This window comes from Mesorhizobium sp. P2_C7 (genome assembly GCF_056404515.1).
This window is the reverse complement of sequence record NZ_JBFUDW010000003.1, coordinates 416,123-441,766: the sequence shown is the minus strand read 5'-3', so window position 1 is coordinate 441,766 and position 25,644 is coordinate 416,123. Positions and strand designations below refer to the sequence as shown.

At 62.8% G+C, this 25,644-nt stretch carries 27 protein-coding genes and 1 other RNA gene; 12 read left to right on the top strand and 16 right to left on the bottom strand.

Annotation, left to right across the window (positions count from 1 at the left end; all coding sequences use genetic code 11):
* Positions 1-45: 45 nt before the first annotated feature.
* The 6 genes from AC1D2G_RS09850 to AC1D2G_RS09825 form a co-directional block, all read right to left on the bottom strand.
* Positions 46-1,563, bottom strand: coding sequence for a DegQ family serine endoprotease (locus tag AC1D2G_RS09850; RefSeq protein WP_457153337.1), 1,518 nt, complete (start codon positions 1,561-1,563; stop codon positions 46-48).
* A gap of 191 nt (positions 1,564-1,754) precedes the next feature.
* Positions 1,755-1,943, bottom strand: coding sequence for a DUF2065 domain-containing protein (locus AC1D2G_RS09845; RefSeq protein ID WP_095087125.1), 189 nt, complete (start codon positions 1,941-1,943; stop codon positions 1,755-1,757).
* 6 nt (positions 1,944-1,949) lie between these two features.
* The gene (hflC, locus tag AC1D2G_RS09840) at positions 1,950-2,918 is read right to left on the bottom strand and encodes a protease modulator HflC (protein ID WP_095087123.1); all 969 of its coding nucleotides are present in this window, start codon (positions 2,916-2,918) and stop codon (positions 1,950-1,952) included.
* Positions 2,918-4,030 carry an FtsH protease activity modulator HflK gene (hflK, locus tag AC1D2G_RS09835; RefSeq protein WP_095087121.1) on the bottom strand — a complete coding sequence of 371 codons (1,113 nt, stop codon included), beginning with the start codon at positions 4,028-4,030 and terminating at the stop codon, positions 2,918-2,920. Before hflK ends, hflC begins: the two co-directional genes overlap by 1 nt.
* 150 nt (positions 4,031-4,180) lie before the next feature.
* Positions 4,181-4,699 (bottom strand): dihydrofolate reductase, encoded by a 519-nt coding sequence (locus AC1D2G_RS09830; RefSeq protein ID WP_477413562.1) that lies wholly within the window; start codon positions 4,697-4,699, stop codon positions 4,181-4,183.
* Complete coding sequence (locus AC1D2G_RS09825) at positions 4,699-5,715, bottom strand: DUF4424 domain-containing protein (RefSeq protein ID WP_477302137.1); 1,017 nt, start codon at positions 5,713-5,715, stop codon at positions 4,699-4,701. The genes AC1D2G_RS09830 and AC1D2G_RS09825 overlap by 1 nt, the downstream gene beginning before the upstream one ends.
* Positions 5,716-5,846: 131 nt before the next feature.
* Between AC1D2G_RS09825 and cobF the strand changes: the two genes are divergently transcribed.
* Positions 5,847-6,626, top strand: a complete 780-nt coding sequence (cobF, locus tag AC1D2G_RS09820) for a precorrin-6A synthase (deacetylating) (protein ID WP_477413560.1) — start codon at positions 5,847-5,849, stop codon at positions 6,624-6,626.
* A gap of 32 nt (positions 6,627-6,658) precedes the next feature.
* On the opposite strand, the gene AC1D2G_RS09815 is transcribed toward cobF, so the two are convergent.
* The 5 genes from AC1D2G_RS09815 to modA all read right to left on the bottom strand — a co-directional run bounded on the left by AC1D2G_RS09815 (position 6,659) and on the right by modA (position 10,447).
* Positions 6,659-7,180 (bottom strand): class I SAM-dependent methyltransferase, encoded by a 522-nt coding sequence (locus AC1D2G_RS09815; protein WP_477413558.1) that lies wholly within the window; start codon positions 7,178-7,180, stop codon positions 6,659-6,661.
* A 219-nt stretch (positions 7,181-7,399) separates the two neighbouring features.
* On the bottom strand, positions 7,400-7,741 hold the full coding sequence (locus tag AC1D2G_RS09810) for a winged helix-turn-helix domain-containing protein (RefSeq protein WP_095087111.1): 342 nt from the start codon (positions 7,739-7,741) through the stop codon (positions 7,400-7,402).
* Positions 7,742-7,822: 81 nt separating this feature from the next.
* Positions 7,823-8,935 carry a molybdenum ABC transporter ATP-binding protein gene (gene modC, locus AC1D2G_RS09805; RefSeq protein WP_477413556.1) on the bottom strand — a complete coding sequence of 371 codons (1,113 nt, stop codon included), beginning with the start codon at positions 8,933-8,935 and terminating at the stop codon, positions 7,823-7,825.
* Positions 8,932-9,636 carry a molybdate ABC transporter permease subunit gene (modB, locus tag AC1D2G_RS09800; protein ID WP_477286977.1) on the bottom strand — a complete coding sequence of 235 codons (705 nt, stop codon included), beginning with the start codon at positions 9,634-9,636 and terminating at the stop codon, positions 8,932-8,934. The genes modC and modB overlap by 4 nt, the downstream gene beginning before the upstream one ends.
* Positions 9,637-9,652: 16 nt before the next feature.
* Positions 9,653-10,447, bottom strand: coding sequence for a molybdate ABC transporter substrate-binding protein (gene modA, locus AC1D2G_RS09795; RefSeq protein ID WP_477413554.1), 795 nt, complete (start codon positions 10,445-10,447; stop codon positions 9,653-9,655).
* Between the two features lie 149 nt (positions 10,448-10,596).
* Between modA and AC1D2G_RS09790 the strand changes: the two genes are divergently transcribed.
* Positions 10,597-10,803, top strand: coding sequence for a TOBE domain-containing protein (locus AC1D2G_RS09790; protein WP_095087103.1), 207 nt, complete (start codon positions 10,597-10,599; stop codon positions 10,801-10,803).
* A 38-nt stretch (positions 10,804-10,841) separates the two neighbouring features.
* Here the strand turns inward: AC1D2G_RS09790 and AC1D2G_RS09785 are convergent, their stop codons facing one another.
* Together AC1D2G_RS09785 and AC1D2G_RS09780 are read right to left on the bottom strand one after the other, a co-directional pair.
* Positions 10,842-11,636, bottom strand: a complete 795-nt coding sequence (locus AC1D2G_RS09785; protein WP_477227035.1) for a thymidylate synthase — start codon at positions 11,634-11,636, stop codon at positions 10,842-10,844.
* Positions 11,637-11,860: 224 nt separating this feature from the next.
* Complete coding sequence (locus tag AC1D2G_RS09780; RefSeq protein ID WP_477413552.1) at positions 11,861-12,172, bottom strand: DUF2853 family protein; 312 nt, start codon at positions 12,170-12,172, stop codon at positions 11,861-11,863.
* Positions 12,173-12,341: 169 nt separating this feature from the next.
* On the opposite strand from AC1D2G_RS09780, the gene ssrA reads away from it, so the two are divergent.
* Positions 12,342-12,702, top strand: a transfer-messenger RNA (tmRNA) gene (gene ssrA, locus AC1D2G_RS09775).
* Positions 12,703-12,815: 113 nt separating this feature from the next.
* Positions 12,816-13,367, top strand: a complete 552-nt coding sequence (locus AC1D2G_RS09770) for an AAA family ATPase (RefSeq protein ID WP_477302128.1) — start codon at positions 12,816-12,818, stop codon at positions 13,365-13,367.
* A 41-nt stretch (positions 13,368-13,408) separates the two neighbouring features.
* Here AC1D2G_RS09770 and AC1D2G_RS09765 read toward each other — a convergent pair whose 3' ends face one another.
* Positions 13,409-14,614, bottom strand: coding sequence for a multidrug effflux MFS transporter (locus AC1D2G_RS09765; protein WP_477302126.1), 1,206 nt, complete (start codon positions 14,612-14,614; stop codon positions 13,409-13,411).
* A gap of 189 nt (positions 14,615-14,803) precedes the next feature.
* Between AC1D2G_RS09765 and AC1D2G_RS09760 the strand changes: the two genes are divergently transcribed.
* The 4 genes from AC1D2G_RS09760 to AC1D2G_RS09745 all read left to right on the top strand — a co-directional run bounded on the left by AC1D2G_RS09760 (position 14,804) and on the right by AC1D2G_RS09745 (position 16,657).
* Positions 14,804-15,493 carry a TetR/AcrR family transcriptional regulator gene (locus AC1D2G_RS09760; RefSeq protein ID WP_095087095.1) on the top strand — a complete coding sequence of 230 codons (690 nt, stop codon included), beginning with the start codon at positions 14,804-14,806 and terminating at the stop codon, positions 15,491-15,493.
* Between the two features lie 118 nt (positions 15,494-15,611).
* Positions 15,612-16,154 (top strand): SspB family protein, encoded by a 543-nt coding sequence (locus AC1D2G_RS09755; protein WP_477302124.1) that lies wholly within the window; start codon positions 15,612-15,614, stop codon positions 16,152-16,154.
* A 15-nt stretch (positions 16,155-16,169) separates the two neighbouring features.
* Entirely contained in the window at positions 16,170-16,415 is a 246-nt protein-coding gene (locus tag AC1D2G_RS09750) for a DUF4169 family protein (RefSeq protein ID WP_477413550.1), read from the top strand.
* Between the two features lie 20 nt (positions 16,416-16,435).
* Positions 16,436-16,657 (top strand): ribbon-helix-helix domain-containing protein, encoded by a 222-nt coding sequence (locus AC1D2G_RS09745; protein ID WP_477302120.1) that lies wholly within the window; start codon positions 16,436-16,438, stop codon positions 16,655-16,657.
* Positions 16,658-16,784: 127 nt separating this feature from the next.
* Here AC1D2G_RS09745 and AC1D2G_RS09740 read toward each other — a convergent pair whose 3' ends face one another.
* Positions 16,785-18,587 carry a chloride channel protein gene (locus tag AC1D2G_RS09740; RefSeq protein WP_477413548.1) on the bottom strand — a complete coding sequence of 601 codons (1,803 nt, stop codon included), beginning with the start codon at positions 18,585-18,587 and terminating at the stop codon, positions 16,785-16,787.
* A 152-nt stretch (positions 18,588-18,739) separates the two neighbouring features.
* Between AC1D2G_RS09740 and AC1D2G_RS09735 the strand changes: the two genes are divergently transcribed.
* The 3 genes from AC1D2G_RS09735 to AC1D2G_RS09725 all read left to right on the top strand — a co-directional run bounded on the left by AC1D2G_RS09735 (position 18,740) and on the right by AC1D2G_RS09725 (position 20,481).
* A complete protein-coding gene (locus AC1D2G_RS09735) occupies positions 18,740-19,171 on the top strand; it encodes a MarR family winged helix-turn-helix transcriptional regulator (protein WP_477413547.1) in 432 nt (143 codons plus the stop codon).
* 107 nt (positions 19,172-19,278) lie between these two features.
* Positions 19,279-19,584, top strand: a complete 306-nt coding sequence (locus AC1D2G_RS09730; protein ID WP_477413545.1) for a hypothetical protein — start codon at positions 19,279-19,281, stop codon at positions 19,582-19,584.
* A 15-nt stretch (positions 19,585-19,599) separates the two neighbouring features.
* Complete coding sequence (locus AC1D2G_RS09725; RefSeq protein WP_477413543.1) at positions 19,600-20,481, top strand: sigma-70 family RNA polymerase sigma factor; 882 nt, start codon at positions 19,600-19,602, stop codon at positions 20,479-20,481.
* Positions 20,482-20,514: 33 nt separating this feature from the next.
* Here AC1D2G_RS09725 and AC1D2G_RS09720 read toward each other — a convergent pair whose 3' ends face one another.
* Positions 20,515-24,429: an AsmA family protein gene (locus AC1D2G_RS09720; protein WP_477413541.1), complete on the bottom strand. Its 3,915-nt coding sequence runs from the start codon at positions 24,427-24,429 to the stop codon at positions 20,515-20,517.
* Between the two features lie 178 nt (positions 24,430-24,607).
* Between AC1D2G_RS09720 and AC1D2G_RS09715 the strand changes: the two genes are divergently transcribed.
* Positions 24,608-25,594, top strand: coding sequence for a Dyp-type peroxidase (locus AC1D2G_RS09715; protein WP_477413539.1), 987 nt, complete (start codon positions 24,608-24,610; stop codon positions 25,592-25,594).
* The last annotated feature ends 50 nt before the right edge of the window (positions 25,595-25,644 follow it).

Genomic DNA, 25,644 nt, shown 5'->3' with positions numbered 1-25,644 from the left:
CCTTTTTTCGTCTCAAAATCAGGGCACTACAAGCCTTTCCGGACTTCAGTCCATCCGGATCGTCACGAACCTGAGCTCGCCGGTCTTCGACGCCAGCATCAGCAGCGCGTTCTTGCGCCCTTGCTCCTTCAAGGCGCCAATCCGGTCCATGACATCCTTGGGCGTGGCGACCGATTCCTGTGCGATCTCGGTGATCACCTCGCCCGGCTGGATGCCGCGTTCGGCGGCAGCCGAATCCTTGGTGACATCGGTGATGACGACGCCGGAGACATCGGCGGCAATGCTGAACTTCTTGCGCGTTTCGTCGTTCAGTTCGCCGACGGTCATGCCAAGCACCGAAGCCGTCGAGACGGCCGGAGCCTTGTCGCCCTTGTTCTGGTCGGTGTTGCTGCCGTCCTCGCCGCTGGCCAGCTTTTCGCCATCTTCGAGCCGGCCGAGCGTCACCTTCACGGTCTGCTCGACGCCCTTGCGCACGATCAGCACGTCGACCGCCTTGCCGACCGGGCTCTCGGCGACCACGCGCGGCAGGTCGCGCATTTCATGGATGTCCTTGCCGTCGAATTTGAGGATGACATCGCCGGCCTGAATGGTGCCGTTGTCGACCGGGCCGCCCTTGATGACGCCGGCGACCAGCGCGCCCTTGGCAGTCGCCATGCCGAGGCTTTCGGCAATGTCGTCGGTCACCGGCTGGATGCGCACGCCGAGCCAGCCGCGCCGGGTCTCGCCGAACTGGCGCAACTGGTCAACGACGCCGGAGGCGAGTTGCGAGGGGATGGAGAAGCCGATGCCGATCGAACCGCCCGACGGCGAAATGATCGCGGTGTTGATGCCAATGACCTCGCCGGCGCTGTTGAACAGCGGACCGCCGGAATTGCCGCGGTTGATCGCGGCGTCGGTCTGGATGAAATCGTCATAGGGGCCGGAATTGATGTCGCGGTTGCGGGCCGAAACGATGCCGACCGTCACCGTGCCACCGAGGCCGAACGGATTGCCGATCGCCATGACCCAGTCGCCGACGCGCATCTTCGTGGAATCGCCGAACTTCACCGCCGTCAGCTTGTGGCCCTTCGGGTCGACCTTCAGCACCGCGACATCGGTCTTGGTGTCGGTGCCGACCAGCGTCGCCTTCAAGGTGATGCCGTCCGAGAAATTGACCTCGATGTCGTCGGCATCGGCGATCACGTGGTTGTTGGTGACGACGATGCCTTGCTCCGCGTCGATGACGAAGCCGGAACCCAGCGACTGCACTTTCTGCCCGCCATTGTCCTTGTCGCCGCCACGGTTCTTGAAGAAATCGTCGAAGAAATCCTGGAAAGGCGAACCCTCGGGCAACTGCGGCATCGGCACAGCGCCCGGACCTTCCGTACCCTTCACAGTCTGAGAGGTCGAGATGTTGACCACCGCGCCGAGCAGGCCTTGCGCCAGGTCGGCGACCGAAGCAGGGCCGTCGGCGGCCAATGTCGGCGTCACGAAGGACGGGGCAGCGACGGCGCTGACAAGAAGGGCTGCCGCACCGGCGATGAGCGTCCGCCGTGCCGCGCGCAAAAGGGTATTGGATGTCATCGAGAAGCCTCCCGGTATTCTTGAAAAGAAAAGCGCTTCGACGAAAACGCCGCGTCGCGCCATGTTGGCAAAAAATACGGCACGTTTGCGGCTATGACTATCGGCAGAGGATAAATCATCCGTTATCCCAGGATCGAAGCTCGTATCCCGGGATCGAACTTCGTATCCCCCGGGATCGAAGCTCGCCACGCTTACCCGCTTCGCACCAGCCAGACGATGCCGACACCGATGGCAATCGCCGCCAGCCCGGCGATCCGCAACGCATTCTCGGGCAGCGACAACACTTCAGTGGCGAGCTTCCTGGCAAGGCCTGGAAAGCCGCCATAGACCAGACCTTCTATCACAAGGACAAGGCCCATGGCGGCGAGAAAGTCCTGCACCTGCCGCTACGGGCTGGTGCTGGGCTGTGCCGCCGGCGCGGCAGGTGCCGTCGCCGGCGCGGCGGGTGCCGGTGAAACCGGCTTCGCCGGCGCCTCCTTGCCATCAGGATCGCGGAAGAACCGGAAGAACTCCGAGTTCGGCGACAGCACCATGGTCGTCCCGGTGTTGTCCAGCGCCGTGCCATAGGCGTTCATCGACCGATAGAAATCGAAGAAGGCCGGGTCGCGCTTATACGCTTCCGCGAAGGTGGCGCTGCGCTGGGCTTCACCCTCGCCTCGCAGGATTTCCGACTCTTTGCGCGCTTCGGCAACGATCTCGACCACTTCGCGATCGGCGCGAGCCGTGATGCGCTGTGCCGCTTCGTTGCCGCGTGCCCTCAGCCGCGCAGCCTCTGCCAGGCGTTCGGCCTTCATGCGGTCGTAAGTCTGTTGCGAGACTTCCGCGGTGAGATCGGTACGGCGGATGCGCACATCCTCGATCTGCAGGCCGAGCGACGTGGCGTCGGGCCGGAGCTGATCGCGGACTTCGCGCATCATCACGGCGCGCTGTTCGGAGAGCGCGGCCTCGAAATCGCGCAGACCGTAGACACGGCGCAAGGCAGCGTCGAGACGCGTCCTGAGCCGGGCTTCTGCCAGTTCGATCTGACCGGACACGGCGGCACGGAAGACGCGCGGATCCGAGATGCGATAGGCGATGAAGGCATCGACCTCATAGAACTTGCCGCCCGACACCTGGACGCGGATGTTGTCGAGGTCGAAGCGCAGCACCCGGTTCTCGATCAGCTGCACCGTATCGGCGTCGAAGAATGAGAACGGCGCCTTGAAGTAGATGCCGGGTTCGCTCTTGACGTCGACGATCTCGCCGAACCTGAGCACCAGCGCCTGCTGGCGCGCATTGACCACGAACACCGACGAGTAGAGCAGGAACAGGATGATCGCCACGGCGACGACGATGATGGGGAGACGATTGGCCATTACTGGTTACCTCCCGTTACGGCAGCAGGGGCGGCCGGTGCCGGCGCCTTCGGCTGCAATGCCGGCAGCGGCAGATAGGGAACGACCCCTTGCCCGTTGCCCTGCTCGACGATCACCTTGTTCGAATCCTTCAGAACTCTCTCCATGGTTTCCAGATAGAGGCGCTTGCGTGTCACATCCGGCGCCTTGGCATATTCGTCATAGACCGAGATGAAGCGCTGCGCCTCACCTTCGGCTTCCTGCACGACCCGGTTCTTGTAGGCGGCCGCGTCTTCGCGAACCTGTGCGGCCTCGCCGCGCGCCTGGCCGAGCTTCTGGTTGGAGTACTGGTTGGCCTGCTCGACGAACTTGTCCTCGTCCTGCTCGGCACGCTGCACCTCGTCGAACGCATCGGCCACCTCGCGTGGCGGTGCTGCATCCTCGATCGAGACGGCATTGACGTTGAGGCCGGCCTTGTAGCCATCCAAAGTGGTCTGGATGATCTCGCGAACCGAGGCGGCGATGCCCTGGCGGTCATCGCGGAAGATGTCCTGCGCCGGCCGGCGGCCGACGGCTTCGCGCATGGCGCTTTCGGCAACCTGCCGCAGCATGCCGTCGGGATCGGAGACGTCGAACAGATAGGCCCGGGGGTCGGAGACCTGATAGGCTACGGAGAACTGGACATTGACGATGTTCTGGTCGCCCGAAAGCATCAGGCCGTTGCCGCTGGTGTTGCCGCCGCCAATGTCGACGAGCTGTTCGGAAATCTTGGCTGTCTCGACGGTTTCGAGCGGCCACCAATGGAAATGCAGGCCGGGTTGCGAGAGTTCGGCCTTCGGCTTGCCGAAGCGCAGTTCAACCGCGACCTCATCGGGCTGCACGGTGTAAACCGCCTGGAACGCCCACAGCACCACTAATGCTGCCGCAATCAGCGCGAAAATAGCCGGGCTTGCGCCACCGCCACCCGGCAGTGCGCGCCGTAGCCTGTCCTGGCCGCGGCGGATGATGTCTTCGAGATCGGGAGGCGAACCCTGCGGGCCGCTCGGTCCCTTTGGTCCCTGCCCCCAGGGTCCCTGATTATTGCCGCCGCCGCCCCATGGGCCGCCGCCGCCGCTTTTATCGTTCCAGGGCATGAATGTCCTTTCGCATGGAATTCCCTCAAGCGCCGGTATTATGGCGCGAAATCCAGTATCGTTCTTCTATAGGGACGCCACGAGACGCTTTCAACGCGATGCGTTGCCGACTTCGTCCGATTTGGCCCAGTCGCGACCCTTTGTCGTCTTTCAATGCACGTCGCGGCGGCGCTCGTAAACCGAATAGCGCGTCGCGTGGCTGTCCTTTTCCCCCGCCGGAATCTCCCGTGAGCCGACCATACGCCAGGAATTGGGATCGATCGGCGGGAAATGCGCATCGCCGTCGACCGCTGCCAGCACATGGGTGACGTGCAGCCGGTCGGCCAGCGGCAGCGCCTGGGCGTAGATTTCGCCGCCGCCGATGACGCAGACCTCGTCCACACCGGCCATGCAGCGTCCGCGCACCGTTGCCAGCTGGATCGCGGCTTCGAGTGAATGCGCCACCTCGATACCCTCGGAACGCCAGGCCTTGTCGCGGGTGACCACGATGTTCAGTCTGCCCGGCAGTGGCCGGCCGATGCCTTCAAAGGTCTTGCGGCCCATGATGATCGGCTTGCCCATCGTGTCGGCCTTGAAGCGCTTGAGATCGGTGGACAGCCGCCAGGGCAGCCCGCCATCCCGCCCGATCACGCCGTTCTCGGCAATGGCAACATAAATCGCGACATGCATCAGTTGGCCTCCCCGCCATTGCTGGCCGTCGGATCGAGAAGCAGGATGTCGATGTCGTGCTCGGGATAGAAATCGTCTGCCGTCATCTCGAACGTCGTCGGCCCGACCTTTTTGACATTGTCGCCGCAGAACGAGACCAGCGCTTTCGGATTGACCTTGTCGACGGTCAGCTTGAACTTGCCGATGGTGCCCGCCGCCCAGTTGCCGCCGGTGGTCAGGATATAGGCGATGCGGCTTTCGTTGTACTGGGGATAGCCGTCTGGACCATCCTTCGCCGCCTTGCGCACCGCGTTCTCGAAGGTGTCGTCCATGCAGTAACGGGTCTTGTAGCTGGCGTATTGGCCCTGGAACTTGCCGTCGAAGAAAAAGCTGACCGAAGACGTGCCGCCGACGCTCGGCTTGTAATGGTGCGAGACATGAACGTCCTTGTTGGCCGGAAAGGTCGAGCGCCACCAGTAGGTCGACCGCAATTGCCAGAACGGCGCGTAGTTGGGTTTTGCGCCGGGGCTGTCGTCAATCGTGTCCTCGATGATGATGCCGCGGTTGACCCAATCGTCGGCCACCGCTTGCGGCAGCTTTGCCAATGCGGCCTTCGCCTCGTCGCCGAACGGGTTGAACGGCACATTCTGAGCCTTCAGATCGGCACCGATGTCGATGCCGAGCGCGAACACCTTCTGCTCGAGCTGGGGCTTGGCGGCGACACCGTCGATCGTCACCTCGAAGCCGAGAAAATTGTCGCTCTGATTTTCAGGGATCGCCGGCATCTCCTCGGGATCGCCCGAAATGTCGGGCATCGGGAAAGCGACGATCGCGTCGACATCCTTGTCGGTGTTGTTGTGGAAGACGTAGTCGACCGTCACCTTTTGCGGCGAGATGAAGAGGTCCTCGCTTTGCATCGACACGGCATCGCTGCGCGACAGGATCAGGCCGCCGGTGCCGAGCTCGGCAACCGAATCATTGGCGAATGCAGGCGCGGCTGAAAGCGCCAGCACGGCGGTCAGGACGTATCGCAACATGGAAGCCCCCTCGGCTAGAATGCCGACACGACCCTAGCCGTTTCAATGTGGCGTTTCAAAGCCCTTCCGCATCCGCGGGCGCGCCATGACGCTCTGGACTAACAGGTTTCGATCGGGCAGGAGATCGTTCCATGCGCAAGCTTCTCGTCATCGGCATCGGCGCCGGCAATCCAGACCACATGACTGTTCAGGCCATAAACGGCCTCAACCGCGCCGACGTGCTGTTCATCCCCGACAAGGGCGCGAAAAAGAACGACCTTGCCGACCTGCGCCGCCAGATCTGCGATCGCTTCGTCACCAACCCGAAGTCGCGCCGCGTCGAATTCGACGTGCCGGTGCGCGCCGAGCCGGCGCCCTCCTACCGCTCGACGGTCGACGACTGGCACGAGGCCATTGCCGCCATCTACGAAGCCCTGATCCGCGACGAGATTGCGCAGGATGGCTGCGGCGCCTTTCTGATCTGGGGCGATCCCTCGCTCTACGACAGCGCGCTGCGAATCCTCGAGCGCGTGCGCCTGAGAGGCAATGTCGCGTTCGAACTGGAGGTCATTCCAGGCATCACCGCTATCCAGGCGCTTGCCGCCAGCCACAAAATGGCGCTGAACCGCATTGGCGATTCCGTCCTCGTCACCACCGGCCGCCGCCTCTCCCACGAGGGCCTGGCCGACAATGCCGGCAGCACCGTCGTCATGCTGGATGGAAAATGCGCGTTCAACACGCTTGCCGACAAGGATGTCGCTATCCATTGGGGCGCCTATCTCGGCACAGCGGACGAGATTATTCTCTCGGGCCGGATCGGCGATGTCGGCCCGGAGATCGAAAGGGTCCGCGAGGAAGCCCGTCTGCAAAAGGGCTGGATCATGGATACGTATCTGCTGCGCAAGCCTGGTGAGCCGCAGGACGATCGGTAATTTTCAGGAACCGAAGGTCCAAACCTAACGACCTACGCCTGCCGTCGTTTCAAAATTGCGCAGAATTCAAAGTTGTTGTGCGGCGTGGCATAGACTTGCTCGACATCCAGCCCGATGAGACCGAGATTGGAAAGTGCCTCTATGCCGTCGCGGAAGCTTTGCGGCGTAAATTGCCACGCGTGAACATCGACGTATGCCCCGCCGGAATTGTCATATTCGCTCATGGCCACGGAGACGGCAGCAATATTCTGCCGATAAACCGGCAGCCCATGATCTCCGGCCCAATGACGGGCAGCGTCATTGTGCGTGATCAGTGCTCTGTGTTCGATGACGCTCTTTACGCAGTGAACGCTGTTGCCCCGAGCGTTGATGAAATCTGCAATTGAGCTCTCTGGAATGAAGTGATCGAAGCAATAGCGCTTGTCCGGTACAATCAGGAGGTATCTGCCTGTCGGCACGAGAATCCTCTCGACCTGTCTCAGATGGTGGATCAGATCCGGCTGATGCTCGATGCAGTGACTGCTCAGGCAGTGCTGCGCTGCTTCCAAGATCATGGCCTCAGTTTCCTCGATGTATGGAGTGCTCAGGGGGCCGATCTGCTGTGCATCAACGTGTCGTCTAACCAAGAGGTGCCAATTCTAACCAAGAATCCGGAGCCGGACAACTGGCCCGCGAGCGCTCAAAGCAACCGTTGCGATGATGTTGTTGGCACCGCGCTGTCGGCCTCTGGTTGGCGCCGTGAACTGGGCGTCCCATCTTCCGCTCGGCAGCTCTCACCCGGCGTCGATTTCAGCCTGCAATGCCTCCATATGCGTCGCAGCCGCAGCCGCAGCCGCGCGCTCGATGGCGCGGAAGCGGCTGACAACCGCAAGCCCCACCGCCGTCAGTTGCGCGCCGCCGCCCTTGCGGCCGCCGGTCTGCGCCGCGACCAGCGGCTTGCCGAACACCCGGTTCATGTCCTCGACCAGGTCCCAGGCATGCTTGTAGGACATTTCCATGCCACGCGCCGCCGCAGAGATCGACCCGAAGGCGGCGATCTGCTCGAGAAGCTCGATTTTGCCCGGTCCGATGCGCCCGTCGGGGTCTAGATTTATCCGCAAGCTCAGCGACGGCATTTTGGCTCCTCCGCGGTCACGCCCGATGCCATACTAGAAGCTCTTCCGCGATACCGCTATTCCAAAAAAACATAGCGATGGTCAGCCATCCGCTTCGACGGACAGGCCGGCGCCGGTGTTTGCCCGGTCGAAACTCACCGTCTTGACCACCGCGAAAACCTTGCCGCCGAGCCGAAGCTTCAGCCCCTGCCGCGACTGCTCGGTGATGCGGGCAAGCACGGTTGCGCCGTTGCAGTCGATGCCGACCTCGACTGTCGCGCCCTCGCCCGGGCTGATGGCGACAATGGTGCCCGGCAGAATGTTGAGCGCGCTGAGGCCTGTCGGTTTCTCCGTTGCGATCATCACGTCGCGGGCGCGGATGCGGATGCGCACCCGCGCCCCTGTCGTCATCGCCAGCCGCGGCACCCGGATCTCGCCGGCGGCCGAGCCGAGCACGGTCATGCCGAAAATATCGTCATGGTGCAGCACCTTCGTGTCCAGCACGGCGCCGCCCTCGGCGCGCTCCTCCGCCGGCAGCAGGTCGAGCCTTTGCATCACCGCCTCGGTCGGTCCGCTCGCGATGACATGGCCTTGCGACAGCGTCACCACGTCGCTGGCCAGCCGCGCCACCTCGGCAACCGAATGGCTGACATAGACGATCGGGATTTTCGTCTCGTCGCGCAGCCGCTCGATATAGGGCAGGATCTCGGCCTTGCGCGCCTCGTCGAGTGAGGCCAGCGGTTCATCCATGAGCAGCAATCTGGGGCTGGCCAGCAACGCCCGGCCGATCGCCACGCGCTGCTTCTCGCCGCCCGAGAGCCTTGCCGGCCGCCTGTCCAGCAGCGGTCCAATGCCGAGCAATTCGACAACGGCATCCATCTCGGCGTAGCGCTCCGTTGCCGGCGTGAACCAGCGGCCATAGCGCAAATTGCTGGCCACGCTCATATGCGGAAACAGGCGCGCATCCTGGAAGACCATGCCGACGCGGCGCTTGTGCCTTGGCACGAAAATGCCAGCGCCGGTGTCGACCAGCACGCGGCCATCGACCTCGATGCGCCCTTTGTCGGGCCGGATCAGCCCGGCGATCATATCGATCAGCGTCGTCTTGCCGGAGCCCGAGGGTCCGAACAACGCCGTCAGCCGCCCGGCGCTCTCGAAGCGAACATCGAGGCCGAAATCGCCGAGGCGATGGCTGATGTCGACAAGGACGGTCATTCAATGTCCATCCGCCGACCGACACGCCGTGCCAGCACCTCCGAAGCGACCAGTGCGGCCATCGAGATGACAATGGAGATCAGCGTCAGCCTGAGCGCGCCTTCGTCACCGCCCGGCACTTGCGTGAAGGTATAGATCGCCGACGGCAGTGTCTGCGTCTCGTTGGGGATGTTGGACACGAAGGTGATGGTCGCGCCGAACTCGCCCATCGCCTTGGCAAAAGCCAGGATGGCGCCGGCGATCAATCCGGGCAGGATCAGCGGCAGCGTGATGGTGGCGAACACCCAGTAGGGATTTGCGCCGAGCGTTCCCGCCGCCGCTTCCATCTTGCGGTCAACCGCCTCGATCGACAGCCGGATCGCACGCACCATCAGGGGAAAGCCCATGACGCCGCAAGCGAGCGCCGCACCCGTCCAGCGAAACGAGAAGACGATGCCGAAATGCTCGGCCAGGAAGGCGCCGGCCGGCCCTCGCTTGCCGAAGGTCAGCAGCAGCAGATAGCCCGTCACCACCGGCGGCAGAATCAGCGGCAGATGGACCAGGCCATTGAGCAGCGTCTTGCCCCAGAATTGTCCTCGGGCAAGCAGCAGCGCGATCAGTATGCCCGGCGGCAGGCTGGCGAGCATCGCCACCGTCGCCACCTTGATCGACAGCCGGACCGCATTCCATTCGTCGGGAGTGAGGTCCAGCAGCCAGTTCATGCGTTGGTTTCGTACCTCAATTGCTCGGCGTCAGGACAGTAAATCCCTGCTCCTTGAACAGCGCACCAGCCTTGCCCGACTGCAGGCATTTCAGGAAAGCCGGCGTATCCTTGTCCTTCGAATCGGCGGTCTGGGCAACCGGATAGATGATCGGCGGATGCGAATCCTCCGGGAAGGTGCCGACCACCTTGACGCCCTTCTCGGCATGCGCGTCGGTGGCGTAGACGATGCCGAGGGCGGCTTCGCCGGTCGAAACCAGCTTCAGCGCCGCGCGCACATTCTCGGCCTGCGCCACCTTGCCTTCGACCGACGACCAGACACCGAGCGATTCAAGCGCGGCCTTGCCGTATTTGCCGGCCGGCACAGCCTTGAAGTCGCCCATGGCAAGCTTGCCGTCGCCAATCAGCTTGGCAAGGTCAAAACCCTTCTCGATCTTGGTTTCAACCGTCGAGTCCTTCGGCGCCACCAGCACGATCTCGTTGCCGAGCAACTTCACTTCGGTGTCCGGCTTGGTCAGCTTCTTGTCGGAGAGATATTTCATCCAGTCGAGGTCGGCCGAAATAAAGACGTCGGCAGGTGCGCCGCCCTCGATCTGCTTGGCCAGCGCCGAGCTTGCGGCGTAGGAGACGGTCGCGGCCTCGCCGACATCGACCTCGCATGCCTTGTTCACCGCGTCGAGCGCGTCCTTGAGGCTGGCCGCGGCAAACACCACCACCTTGTCTTCGGCATGCGCGGCCGGCACTGCCGCCATCAGCGTCGCGGCAAAACCGCCAATGGCGATCGCTCTCAATCCGAAACCTTTGCGCGTCATGGAAAACTCCCCTGGGTTTGAAATCCGATCGGCTCGAAGCCTACCAACCGATATATCCGCATGAATATAACAAGGGAAGGCCCCGTACCCCTGTGCGACATCGATTGTTCTGGTAAGACGGGCAAAGAAACCCTGGAAAGGAAACTCCGATGAAGATCAGCGCCCGCAATATCCTCAAGGGAACGATCACCGAGATCGTCAAGGGAGCCACCACCTCGCATGTCAGGATCGACATTGGCGGCGCCGTCGTCACCGCTTCGATCACCAACGAGGCCGTCGCCGATCTCAAGCTCGAAAAGGGCAAGCAGGCCTATGCCGTGATCAAGGCTTCGGATGTGATGGTCGGCATCGACTGATCGGTGCCTGATTTCGAGGGTAAGCCGATCGGCGGGACTTAGACCGCGATCGGCGCCTTGATAGTCGCATCGGCGACGTAGTTTTCCAACCGGAAATCCTCGAAGCGAAAGGCGAACAGGTCCTTCACCTCCGGATTGATCCACATTGTCGGCAGCGCCCTTGGCGTGCGCTGCAATTGTTCGCGCGCCTGTTCGAAATGGTTCGCGTAGAGATGCGCGTCACCGAGCGTATGGACGAAATCGCCTGGCTTCAGCCCGGTCACCTGCGCCACCATCAAAGTCAGCAGCGCGTAGGAAGCGATGTTGAACGGCACGCCGAGGAAGATATCGGCGGAGCGCTGGTAGAGCTGGCAAGAAAGCCGGCCCTCGGAAACATAGAACTGGAACAGGCAGTGGCATGGCGGCAGCGCCATGGCTTCCACTTCGGCCGGGTTCCAGGCTGAAACGATCAGCCGCCGCGATTGAGGATTGCGGCGTATCTCCTTCAGAAGATTCGCTATCTGGTCGATGGAACCGCCATGGCCATCCGGCCACGAGCGCCACTGCTTGCCGTAGACCGGGCCGAGATCACCATTCTCGTCGGCCCATTCGTCCCAGATCGAAACGCCATGGTCGGTGAGGTATTTGATGTTGGTGTCGCCGGCCAGGAACCACAGCAGTTCATGGATGATCGACTTCAAGTGCAACTTCTTGGTGGTGGTGACGGGAAAGCCGCGCGCCAGATCGAAACGCATCTGGTAGCCAAACACGGAGCGCGTACCAGTGCCGGTACGGTCGCCGCGATCGGCGCCGTTGTCCAGCACATGCTGCAAGAGGTCGAGATATTGGCGCATCGGTTTCCGGCTCGATTCGAGATTTCACCAATCATAGCGCATGTGTGGGTTGACGCCACGCTTGTCTGAAGTCTTCCCCGGCGGAGAGACCTTTTCAGAATTCGCTCTGGCGAGTCGAATAGCGTGGTTTTCGAGAACCGGAGCGGAGCGTACTAAAGTACGTGAGCACCGGAAGCGCAGAAAACCGCGCTAGTCGGCCGCCAGAGTAGAATTATCAAAAGGTCTCAGAGGGAGCCGAGTTTGCCCAGGTCCTTGGCGACCAGATAGTAGAAAGTCACCCGGTTCTTGGTGTTGTCGGCGGCCATCGCCTTGCAGACCTTTTCGATCGACGCATCAGCCATCTTGTCGTCTGATATGCCAAGCTTTTTTGACACCCAGCCGGCCTTGACGCGGTCGAGCTCCTTCGGGTCGGTGCAGGACACCAGCGAGGAATCGCGGTTCCTGAGCGCAATGCCCAGATGCTTCACGATCTTGTCGACCACGTCGGCGCTTGCCGCGGCATCGTATTTCTTCACGTCTGCAAGATAGTCGGCCATCAGAATTCCCCTCGACGGCGCCACGAATCCGATCGATGAGGGCTGTGGCGCGCTGCTGCAACCTGTGCGCTAGGTCGGTAACTCCTCACCGTCGCAAAGCTTCGGTTGAGACCGCGCCCAAGTCAACCCTTGGCAATGCGGTTTTGGCATGGGGACAAAGTGCCATTGCGGCCTTTCATTTTCCACCATCGGCCCCTATATTCGTTTTGTCGGCTTGACCGACTATGGCGATAAATGGGCGATGAAATAAGCCGTTCGGACCCGGGGGCGGTACCCGGCGCCTCCACCAAAAGCCGCTGCTGAGAACAGAGCGGTTTTTGCTGGGGGCGAAATAGGATCGACGAAGGTGTAAAGATCGTACTTTTGCCCGGCATTGTACCACCGTCATCGGGCTAAACTTATAGTTGCCAACGACAACTATGCGGAAGCACGTCTCGCTGCTTAATGCGGTGCGATAGCTTCAATTCAAGTCCTAGAGGTTCGCACTTCTAGGCGGGGTTCGGAGGTACCTGGCAACAGAAACCTCCACTTCTCCCCCCTTCAATACGCTTCACGCGCAACGGCAGCTTCGGCTGATCAGCCCCTTTGCACCGCCATGGCCGCGAAGGGCGCAGCCCCGCGTGCCCGTCTCCATGGACAAAAGATGCAAAACGATTCAGATCGATTCTTCGTGCTGACCGGTGGTCCCGGCTCCGGCAAGACCACCTTGATCGAAGCCTTGCGCCAGGCAGGCTTTGCCACCTCGGTCGAAGCCGGCCGCGGCATCATCCGCGACCAGTCCGCCATAGGCGGGACTGCCCTGCCCTGGCATGATCGCGCGCTGTTTGCCGAGTTGATGCTGTCGTGGGAGATGCGCTCCCATCAGGTCGCGTGCGAACCCTCAGGCCCGGTCTTTTTTGATCGCGGCGTACCGGACACGCTTGGTTATCTGCGCCTGACCGACCTGCCCGTTCCCGAGCACGTCATGCATGCCGCCGAACGCTTCCGCTATGCCAAGCGCGTCTTCATTGCTCCGCCATGGCCTGACATCTTCACGCAGGATGCCGAGAGAAAGCAGACGCTCGACGAGGCCGAGCGCACATATCATGCGCTGGTCGGCGTCTATACGGAACTGGGTTATGAGCTGGTCCCGCTGCCATTGGCGCCGATCGAGGTCCGGCTGCGATTTGTGCTGGCCGAGGCAGGATTGAGATAAAAAAGGCCGGGCGAGCCCGGCCTTTTCGTGGATTGTAATTGTTATTCCGCCGGCGCCTCAACAGCTTCGCGCGAGCGGCCGAGCGTGACCTTGGCCAGCGTGAAGGAGATCACCGCACAGAGCGTGATGCCGGCCACCATCGGCAGCGGCGTACCGTCGAAGAACACCCCGGCGACGCCCATGGCCACCGCACCGATGGCGAAGTGCAGCGTGCCCATCAATGCCGAAGCCGTGCCGGCGATCTCGCCATGCTCTTCCATGGCCAGCACCGAGGTGGTCGGGATGACCAGGCCGAGGAAGCCGTAGCCGACGAACAGCAATGCCGCCATCACGTCGAGCCGGTCGATACCTGTGGCCATCACCGCGAACAGCATCACCATCGTCGTGGCGTAGCCAGTCACCGCGACACGCACCACGCGCCGCAGCCCGAAGCGCTCGGCCAGCAGACCCGTCAGCTGCGACATGCCGATGAAGGCGACCGCATTGATCGAGAAGAACACGCTGTAGACCGAAGGCGAAAGCCCGTAGTGGTCGATCAGGATGAACGACGAGCTCGACAGATAGACGAAGAAGCTCGCAATGCCGAAACCGGCGATCGCCACCAGACCGAGGAAGTTGCGATCACCCATCAGGAAGCGGTAGCCGGAAAGCGCGGTTGCAAAGGAGGAACCGGCGCGGTCTTCCACCGGCCGCGTCTCCTTGAGCGAAGTCGCCAACAGGATGGTGGCAAGCACTGCCGCACCCGTCACCGTCCAGAACACCGCGCGCCAGCCGAAATTCTCGATGATCTGGCTGCCGGTCAGCGGCGCCAGGATCGGCGACACCGAAAACACCAGCATCAGCAGCGACATCAGCTTGGCAGCCTCATTGCCTGTGTGCAGGTCACGCACGATGGCTCGTGGAATGGCCATGCCGGCGCTGGCGCCAAGGCCCTGCAGAAAGCGGAAAGCGATCAGCCATTCGATGGTCGGCGCCATTGCCGAACCAATGCCGCCGATCATGAACAGCGCAAGGCCGCCATAGAGCGGCAGCTTGCGGCCGACCATGTCGGAGATCGGCCCAACGACGATTTGGCCAAAACCCATCGACAGGAAGAAGATCAACAGGCTCATCTGCACGGCAGCGGTGCCGGCGTGCAGATCCGCGCCGATCGAAGGCAGCGCCGGAAGATACATGTCGATGGCGAACGGGCCGATGGCGGACAACAAGCCGAGCACGACCGCAATGCGGAGGAATTTGGGACTCATGATAAAGGCTTCTTTCGAATCTGGTTGCCGCCGCGGGCCGGCGGGTAACCCAAGGACGTTCCATCCCCTGAAATTCCGACTCTCCAAGAGCGAATTCTCTTCGTCTCTCCGGAGCGAAATCTCTTCGTATTGTGTCCACAAATTTAGACACTCTTGTCTAATTCGTCAATCACCTCTATATAGATTTCTATGAAGCTGCACGTTTCTCCTGACACTTTCCCGCCACGTGGCCATGAGGCCAAGCGCATATCGATCGTCGACGCCGCAGCTGGAGTCTTCTGTCGCGAAGGTTATGCCGGCGCCAACATCGACCTGATCGCGGTCGAGGCCGGCGTCTCACGCCAGACCGTCTATAACCATCATGGCGACAAGGAAAAATTGTTCGTCGCCGTGGTGCGCGATCTGACCGAGCGCTGCAATACCGGCATTTTCGCCACCATCGCCACCTTCCCCGATCAGCCCAAGGACCTCGAAGCCGATCTGATCGGCTTTGCCGTACGCTTGAACCAGAACTGCATCTGCAACCGCGACGGAAAATTCCTGCGCAAGCTGATCCAGACCGAAGGCGAGCGCTATCCCGAACTGTTTGCAGAATGGCTGGAACAGGGCCCAGGCCGGACCTGGCCGGCAATCGCCGCCCGCTTCGCGCGGCTGGCTTATGGCGGTTACCTCGCGATCGAGGATCCCGATGTAGCGGCACGCCAGTTTCTCGGCCTCGTCAATGCCGAGCTGCAAACGACCTTCATGCTCGGCGGCACGCCGCGCGAGGACGAGGTGCTCCAGTCGGCGACCAATGGCGTGCGCACCTTCCTGCGTGCGTTTGGCAAGCGCCGGTCCGTCGCATCGGTTGAAAAGCAGGCCGCGCTGGCCAGCGCCTGAGCGATCAAATCGTCGGCAATAGTCCTCGTCTCGGTGCGGAGGTGATCTATATGCGGTTTACGCCGCGCTCAAGCTTGATTACAGCTATGCGGACGATTCAACGGAACCCGACCGCCACATGGCCGACGACCACATCCGCTACGACATTCTCGCCCAGGAGGCGTTGCGCGGCGTCATGCGCAAGGTCCTGGCCGAAGTCGCGCGCACCGGCCTCCCCGGCAACCACCACTTTTTCATCACATTCCTGACCGGCGCGCCGGGCGTGCGCGTGTCGTCGCGGCTGCGCGAGCGCTATCCCGAGCAGATGACCATCGTCATCCAGTTCCAGTATTGGGACCTGAAGGTGACCGACACCGGCTTCGAGGTCGGCCTGTCCTTCTCCGACGTGCCGGAGAAACTCGAAATCCCCTTCTCGGCCGTGCGCGGCTTCTATGATCCTTCGGTCAATTTCGAACTCGAATTCGACGTCAAGACGGACGGTGTGGCAGCCGAGGAACTAGCCGCTGAAGCCTCGCCCGAGCCGCTGACCATCGTCTCCGAGAAAAAGCCGAAGGCCGAGAAGAAGGCCGCCGCCGCCGAGTCGGAGAAGAAGCCCGCCGCTGCCGACGCCGCCACCAAGGGCGCCGAAGTGGTCTCGCTCGACGCCTTCCGCAAGAAATAGTCCACGCCTCGCGCCATGGCCGACATCGTCAACCTCCGCCAGGCCCGCAAGCAGAAGGCGCGGGACGAGAAACTGCGCGTCGCCGAACAGAACCGGGCGCTGCACGGTCGTTCCAAGGTCGAAAAGGAACGCGACCGCATGATCGCCGACAAGAGCGACAAATTCGTCGCTGGCCACCGTCGCGAACCCTTTGGCGATAAAGACAACCAGAGCATCGGACCGAAAAGCGCGCGGCGGCTTCGGGATGAATCCGATGCTTAGAGCAAAATGAGCACTCCGCCGTGAGCGCCGTCGAAAAGCGCTCGGTGACCATTCGCGGTCACCGCACCAGCTATTCGCTGGAAAAGCCCTTCTATGACGATCTCGTCGGGATCGCGGCGACCAGGAAGCTGACGCTCGCCGCTCTTGTCGCCGAAGTCGACGAGACGCGGCCCCGCGACACCAACCTGTCCTCGGCGCTCCGGCTCGTTGTCCTGGAGTGGGCAAAGCGCGGCGCCGGCTAAATCTTTGTCTTTACGCACTTCCGGACGGAAACCGCTAAACACTTCCCGGAAACGGCGAACCGCTCTAACTCGTTGTTTGAAGCACTTTCGGACGGAAAACCGCTAAACCCTTTTCCTGGAATTGCTCCTAGAGGCTCTCGACCGCGTCCGCCTTTTTCCTGCGTCTGGTGCCGAAACCAAGCAGGGTCGAGCGATCGCGTTCCTCGGCCTGTTTCCTCGACCGCACGCGCATCAGATCCTTCCAGCCGACATAACCGACCAGTTGCAGGTCCTCACGGGTGACGACGGGCAGATGGGAGACGTTGGCCAGCAGCAGCTTGTCGGAGAGACCCTCCAGATACTCATCTGGATAGGCCAGCGTGATCTTGCTGCCGGCCAGCAGCTCGCCAAGCGTCGTGGTGCGATGCGTGCCGGCGCGTCTCCAGCGCAGGATTGCCGGCGGATCGATGAGACCGAGCACATGCCCGTTCTCGTCGACGACGGGAAAGCTCGGATGCCGCGTTTCCGGCGCCGTCAGGAATGCCGCCGCGCCATGCAGCGTCATCGCAGCAGGTACGCTCTCGACCTGTGAGGTCATCACCTCGCGCACCCTGGTCAGGGCGAAGGGATCGACACGGTATTCGCGAACCAGATGATGTCCCCTTCTGGCGATCTTCTCGGTCAGGATCGAACGCTTCATCAAGAGCACGGTGACGGCATGTGCCGCCGCGCAGGCCGCGATCAGCGGCACCAGCATGTGCGTGTTGCCGGTTAGCTCGACGGCAAAGAACGTTGCGGTCAATGGCGCCCGCATCGTGCCGCCCATGGTGGCGGCCATCGCCAGCAGCGCCCAGAAGCCCGGATCGGCCGCGGGCAGAACGCCGGCGAGCACCGCTCCCATCGCCCCACCCATGATCAGCAGCGGTGCCAGCACGCCCCCGGACGTTCCCGAACCGAGCGCCACCGACCAGATGATGGCTTTCACCACAAGGAGGATGAGTGCCGCGGTGGCGACCGTGCGGCCATCCAGCATGTCGGTGATGTTGTCATAGCCGACGCCGAGCGCCTGCGGCTCGATCAGTCCGCCTATGCCGACCACCAGGCCGCCCAGCATCGGCCACCACATCCAGTGAATGGGCAGCTTCTGGAAGCCGTCCTCGCAGGCATAGACCATCTGCGTCAGCAGCCCCGACAACAGGCCGGCCGCAACGCCGATCGAGACCCAGCCGGCAAGACCGACAAAGGACACCTCCATGCCGCCCTGAAACGGAAAGATCGGCCCGGGCAGATGCAGCATGGTGCGCTCGACCTCGGCAATGATTGCCGCGACCGCCACGGGAATGAAACTGCGCGGGGTCCATTCGAACAGCAGCAGTTCGACCGCCAGCATGATGGCGGCGATAGGTGTGCCGAAGACCGTGGTCATGCCTGCCGCCGCACCTGCCACCAGCAGCGTCTTGCGCTCATTGTCGCTGACCGGCAGCATTTGTGCGATCAGCGAACCGATCGCGCCGCCCGTCATGATGATCGGGCCCTCGGCGCCGAACGGGCCGCCCGAGCCGATCGAAATCGCCGACGACAGCGGCTTCAGGATTGCAACCTTGGCGTCGAGCCTCGAGCGCCCGAGCAGGATCGCCTCGATGGCCTCCGGAATACCGTGGCCGCGGATCTTCTCGCTGCCGAAGCGCGCCATCACGCCGATGATCAGCGCGCCGATCACCGGGACGACGACCGAGGCATAACCCAACGGCGTGTCCTGCAGCTTCAGATCAGCAAGCGTGAACTGGCCAAAATAGGCAATGTTGGTGGCAAGCCGGATCAGTTTCAAAAGCGCGATGCCGGCAACCAGCCCCGCCGTCGCCACCACCACGGCGATGGCGGCGACGAGCAGCACCCTGGCATCGGTGGTGAAATCCCTGAGATGACCGGGATTGGAGTGATTGGACTTCATGACGGACTTTGCTTTCTGGCGGCGAGCCGTATCTCGCGGCATGGTCAAGGCGGCCAGCCGGCTTTGTCGACTGGCTATGTATCGTAACACGATATAAATATTCAAGCCGGTTTTGCTCGAAATCCGTTTGAGCTTTCCCGGAAAACGAACAAATGTCTGGTATGACGCAGCCGCAGAAACCACGCCCCGCCATCAAGCAGTCCGACTACCAGCGGCTGTCCGAATTTCGCTACCTGATCCGCCGCTTCCTCGAATTCAGCCAGATCCAGGCGGAAGACGCCGGCCTGACGCCGCGCCAGCATCAGGCGTTGCTTGCAATCAAGGGATTCCCGGGCGGCGGACCAGTGACGGTTGGCGATCTGGCCGAGCGCCTGCGCATTCGCCATCACAGCGCCGTCGAACTGGTCAACCGCCTTTGCGAGGCAGGACTGGTGGCAAGGGATCAGGACAAGGATGACCATCGCCGCGTGCTGCTGCAGCTGACCGAACGCGCCGACGATTGTCTGGCCGAGCTGTCTGCGGCACATCTCGACGAGCTGTCACGCATCGAACCCATGCTCAAGCGCCTGCTCGTCCGCGAGTGACGGCACGGCAGCGAATTATTCCTGGCACCCTGAATCCTTGGGCTTCCCGGGAACGTCTCGACAGGAGTGGGCCGGCAAGGCGAAACACGAATCAAGGAACAATCACGATGAAACGCCACCTGATACGCTACAAAACCAAGCCGGAGCTGGCCGACGAGAACGAGCGGCTGATCAAGGCCGTTTTCCAGGAACTAGGCGACAAATCACCGGACGGCGTTCGCTATATGACATTGCGGGCCGGCGACGGGACCTTTGTCCATCTGGTCGAAACGGAAACTGATGCCCATGCCGAACTCATTACCGGGCTTGCGGCATTCGAGGCCTTTCAGAACGGCATCCGGGACCGTTGTATTGAGCGCCCTCAACGTGACGAAATGACCGTCGTAGGCAGCTATCGGATGCTGGGCGAGTAGTCGGGATAGAGGCGCATGAACATACCTGGCGATATCCGCGAGTCGTTCGATCGCCTGTTCGGGGAATTGCGCCCCAAGCTGCACCGCTACTGCGCCCGCATGACCGGCTCGGCCATCGACGGTGAAGACGTGCTGCAGGAAGCCCTGGCCAAGGCGTTCGAAGCCCTGCCCAACACCGGCCCGATAGCGAATCCGGAAGGTTGGCTGTTTCGCATCGCCCACAATGCGGCGCTTGATTTCTTGCGCCGTCGCGCCCGTGAAAGGGCCTTTTCCGATGAGGATCCGGACATGATCGTCGACCCGGCCAACCCCACCGTCGATCGTCAGGCCGCGGCCGCCGGCCTGCACACCTTCATGCGCCTTCCCGTCGCGCAGCGAAGCAGCGTCATCATGATGGACGTTCTGGGCTATTCCCTGCAGGAGATCAGCGCCATGTTCGACAGCAGCATTCCGGCCATCAAGGCAGCGCTGCATCGTGGCCGTGGCCGCCTGCGCCAACTCGCCGATGAACCCGAGGATCGCCCTTCCCCCAGGCTGAGTGCGTCCGAACGCCTGCTCCTCGACGCCTACATCGATCGTTTCAACGCCCGCGATTTCGACGCGGTGCGCGACATGCTGGCGGACGAGGTGCGGCTGGAACTGGTGGCCAGGGCGCGGCTGAATGGCCGCGGGCAAGTGGGCACCTACTTCCGCAATTATTCGTCGGTCCAGGATTGGCGTTTCGTGCCGGGCTTCGTCGAAGGCAGGCCGGCAGTCCTTGTCTGCGATCCAAGTGACCCGACGGCGCGGCCTTCCTACTTCGTGCTGCTGGGATGGCAGGCGGGCAGGCTTGCCGCCATTCGCGATTTTCGTCACGCCCGCTACGTTGCGGACAGCGCCGAGATGTCCGTCCTCTGACGCAATTGTTCGGCGTGCCGGCGGCAGTTTGTGCTACTGCAACGACTTCAGCAGATTGTCGATGGTGAACGGATTGGACTTCGGCTTGGCCGGCGGCGGGTTGTCGTTGGCCTCCGGCAGCGGCGCACGCTCCACCTTCGGCGCCTGCTGCGCGGCCTTGCGTTCGGCCTCGAGCCTTGCCTTTTCCTGCGAGGCGATGCGTCTTGCCTCGTCCGCCTTCTGCCGCTCCTGCTCGTCGGCCTGCGCCTTGGCTGCCTCGTCGGCGGCCTGCTGCTGGGCCGCGGCCTCGGCATCTGCCTGGGCTTTCGCTTCGGCATCGGCTTTCGCCTTTGCATCCGCTTCAGCCTGGGCCTGCGCATCTGCTTGGGCCTTTGCCCTGGCGTCGGCCTCGGCTTTCAGCCGCGCCGCTTCCTCCTGTTGGCGCAGTTCCTCGGCCGCCCTGTCGCGATCGTCCTGCAACGCCGCGTAATAGCGGACCTCGCGCCGCAGCCGCTGCTTTTCAAGCAGCGCCGCCTGCATCGCCTCGACGCGCTGCTGTTCCCTTTCCAACGCGCGCTGGGTCAGGAACTGTGCCAGCGGCTCACTATCGAACTGCCGTTTCACGGCGCCGAACGGCCCCTCGGCGGTGAAGTTCACGACCGGCTCGGAGCCAACCAGCGCGTCGTCGCCGGGCCGATAGGTGATCGCCCCCTTGGCGGAAACCATGGCTGCGTTGAGGTCCGCAATGATGTCGGCGGACAAGGTCGCCGCCGGATTCTCCAGGCTGATCGGCGGTGCCCGCACCGTGCCGCCGGCAACCGTGAAGGCGACAGATGTATCCTTTGCGGCAAAACTGCCATCGGCGGCGATTTGCGGCGCGAAGGCGGCGGTCTTGGCCGCATCGATGTCGCGCCCTATCGCATCCGCCTTGGCGAGAAACGCGTTGAAAGCATCGGGATTGACGCCGGCGACCTGCAAGCCCTTCAGCGCCGCCGTGCCGGAGCCGGATAGAGCCGCCACCATCGCATCGACCGACTTGCCGCTGGTCGACAGCGCCGTCGAAAAGTCGCCACTGCCGCTGATGCCGGCATTTGGCAGCACGGTCGCCAGATCGGCGCCGGCCAGTTTCATCTGGCCGGTGAAAAGTCCGGTGCCGTCATTGTTCTTCAATTCGAACAGGCCTGTCAGCGCACCATTGAGGAATTTCGCCTTGAGATCCGAAACCCGGATGCCTTCCTGGTCGAGTTTGAGCGAGAATCCGGCGTCATAGGCGGTGGCGAACGGCCCGGCGGCAAGTGCCGCCGTCGTCAGGTCGAGATCGGCGGTGAACGGCAGGCTGGATTTCTGGCTGAACGGAGCAGCCGGCCAGCCACCATTCTTGTCGCCCCCACTCTTATTGGCAAGGAAAGCGGAATCGCCGAACAGCGCCACCGCCATCGGATCGAGATCAAGTTCGTCGAGCACCAGCGCGCCGGCCAGATGCGGCACGCCGTCCTTGACCTCGACATTGACGTCGCCGGACACCGCCGCCTCATTTAGGGCACCGCTGAGATTATCCAGCACCAACAGGCCGTTGCCATAGTCGCCCTGCGCCGCGAGTGACGCCGACATGCCAGCGCCCATGCCCGGCAGGCCGATGCCGGTCGTCATCAGCCACGGCTCGATGTCGGCGGCATCGAGGCTGAGCTTGCCTTTGACGGTAGCCCCTTGCGGCGTGTCCGCGACGGTTCCCTCGAAACCGGCCCTAAAGTCGTTGCCGGCGAGGCTGAAAGTCGTCGCCAGGCCGCCGCCAAGCGTACCCTTGGCCTGAACATCCGTGCTCGCCTCGCCCAGCATGCCGAGCGGCAGCGCCGGCAGGCCATAGAGCGCCAGCAGCGCGGTGGCGTCAGGGTTCCTGGCGTTGAAGGTCAGCGTCACCGGCGCTTCGAGCAGCTTGTCCGCTGCTCCCTTCCCCGACAGCGATGCCGAAAAAGCCGAGCCGCCGGCCTTGCCTTGGCCGCTCACCGCCAGCCCCGTGGTGCCATCGCCATTGTCGGCGGCACTTGCCACAAGGTCGACGCGTGCATCCTGGAACAGCTCGGGATAGGCCGCCGCACGGCTTGCCAGCCCCTTCAGCACGGCATTGTCGGGATAGTGCTGGGCGGCGACGTCGACCAGCGGCTTGAGATCGACGGCAACCACCGAAGCGTCGAGCTTGCCGGTCGGACTTGCCGGAAAATCCTTGATCCGGCCGGTGGCGCTGATCGAGGCGCCGGCCAACCCGCCCAACGACAGTCGGTCGATTTCAAGCAACCCGTCGCGCAGCCTCAGCGCCGTGTCGACCGTGTCGGCGGTCAGGCCGCCGGCGCTGACCGGCCCGGCCTTGATCTGGAAATCCAGGTCGCGGTCGGCAAAGCGGTTGGCGCCCTTGTCGCTGACGAAGATCGAAGCGAAGGCCGCCAGCCCGTCAACATCGAGCTCACCGCCTTCGAGCCGCATCAGCACCGACGGTTTGGCATCGTCAGGCTGGCTGGAATCGATGCTGCCGGAAAACTTCGCCTTGCCCAGGATCAATTCGAGATCGCTGAAGGCCTGCCGCTTTTCCGTGAGATCGACCGTGGCCTTGAAACCGGCGGCGGGCAGACGGCGGATCGCCTCGTCGACATCCTTCGACAGCCACGCGGCGAAGCCGGAAGGTTGCGCCACGGCCAGCAGCAGCGAGCCGGTGAAGCCGAAATGATTCTCGACGCTGAGCATGCCGTTGGCTTCCAGCGTGGTGCGGCCAGGCAGTGTCGCGGCGAGCGATTCCACCAACCAGCCGCCATCGGTCGGCTCGGCGGAAAGATGGACGTCGCGCACCGTGGTGTCGCCGGCGACCACCGCCGGCAGCTTGACCTCGACGGTGCCGGGTATGGTCGGCTTCGGCAGCTCGTGCAACGCTTGCTCAAGCGCCGCGATGCGCTGGTCGAGCGTCGCGCCGGCGCCGGCCTCGGCGCCCACCGCCTCGTCGAACTGCACCTGCGCGCCACTGGCCTCGATGGCGAAGCTCGGCTTCAGACCGAGATCAACCGAAGCCTTGCCGTCGGCGGTGTACGGGTTGTCGAGCGGCCCCGTCTCGAAGCGGAATTCGTCGACACCGAGCTTCTGGTGGTCGAGCGAAAACTTGCCGTTCAGCCGAAAGCCCGGATCGGGCTTGCCAGCACTGACCTTCACCGTCTCGCCGTCGTTGCCGCGCAGCGCGGCGCTGTTCTTGTCGGCACCGGAGATCTTGAACTGGCCGGAGTAGACAGCGGCACCCTTGACGATGCCTGCATTGCCGTCAGTTTCGATGACCAGCGGATAGGCATCGGGATCGGCCTTGAGCCGAAGCCGCATCTGCCCGGTGCCTTCGGCCTTGCCGGTGGACGCCACGACCGTGGTGCGAAGGCCGTCGAGCCGCAGTGTGCCGTCCATGCGCCATGGCCCGGCCAGCGACTTGGCCGAGATCGTCGAATTGATCTCGGAGATGAGATGGCTGCGTCCGCCGGCGGCATGGCTGAGTTTGATCTGCCCTTCCGTCACCGTCAGCTTCTCGATCGAGATCTGGTTGAGGTCGAAGGGCGAGGACGGCCGCATCGCCCAGTCGACGGTACCGTTGCTGGCAATATCGATGGTCGCTTGCGGCCGCACCAGCCGCATGTCGAAGATCAGCACCTCGCCACGCAGGAAGGGCGCCAGCTCCGCATCCATCGAAAACGTCTCGACGGTCATGGCCGGCTGGCCATTCGGGCCACCGGCGACGGTGACGTTGGAAAAGGTCACCGAGGGAAACGGCAACAGCCGCGCCGTGGCATCGCCCTGCACCGTCACCTTGCGGCCGAGGATGGCGCTGGCTTCGCGCTCGAATTCGGCGCGGTAGCCGGTCCAGTCGACAAAATACGGCACCACCAGCGCCGCACACAGCACCAGCACGAACAGGCCACCGAAGATCACGAACAGACGTGCGAGCATCAGCTCCAAACGGATCGATTGAAATTCTGCCGCACTCTACCTGCATCCGCGTGTCGATAAAGAGGCAATTCATCCAGCGTTGCGTGATGTCTCATCCGCAGGTTGCGTGATGTCTCATCCGCAGTTGCGTGAAGTCGGATGATCTGAAACAAATCCTGGAAAAGCGGAGATTTTTCGGATGTCAGGGAAGAACTGGGACCGCGTGCCGATCGATGCGCAGAGCGTCGATGCTCCACTGTCGTTGTCGGCGGTCTTTCTTGTCGTCACCGTTGCCGGCGAGCAAAGCGCTCTGGCCAAGGTCGCGGCCGTGCTCGGCGGGCTTGACGATCTCGTCAAGACTGTCGGATTCCGTGACCTGTCCGGCCACCTGTCCTGCATTGCCGGCATCGGCCGTGAGCTCTGGGATCGTCTCTCTCCAGACCGGCGGCCGCTGGAGCTGAGATCGTTTGCGCCGATCAAGGGCGCGGTTCATTCGGCGCCGTCGACAGCGGGCGACCTTCTCTTCCACATCCGGTCCGAACGCCCCGACATGTGCTTCGAGTTCGAGCGCATTCTGCTCGACAGCCTTGGCGACGGCGTGACGGTCGTCGACGAGGTCTCGGGCTTCCGCTATTTCGATGCGCGTGACCTGCTCGGCTTTGTCGACGGCACGGCCAACCCGACCGGCCTCGATCTGCCTGCCTCGGCGCTCGTCGGCGATGAAGATGCCGACTTCGCCGGCGGCAGCTATGTCGTCGTTCAGAAATATCTGCACGATCTCAATGCGTGGGCGCGAACGCCAACGCCCCTCCAGGAAGAGATCATCGGCCGCACCAAGATCGACAACATCGAAATCGATGATGACGACGCGCCGCGCAAATCGCACAAGTCCCTGGCGACCATCGAGGATGCCGATGGCAACGAATACGACATCCTGCGCGACAACATGCCCTTCGGCCAGCCGGGGCGACGGGAATTCGGAACCTATTTTATCGGCTACACCAAGTATCTCTGGGTGATCGAGAAGATGCTGCAGCGAATGTACATCGGTGACCCGCCGGGCGCTTACGACCGGTTGCTCGATTTCTCCACGCCGCACACCGGCACGACGTTCTTCGCGCCAACCCGCCCCATGCTGCAAACGCTTGTTCAGGGCGCGCAGGAGAAGCCTGCGGCCGCACGGTAGTCCGGCGCCCTCTGGTTTGTCACCGACCGCATTCCCGTGAGCGCGGTGCG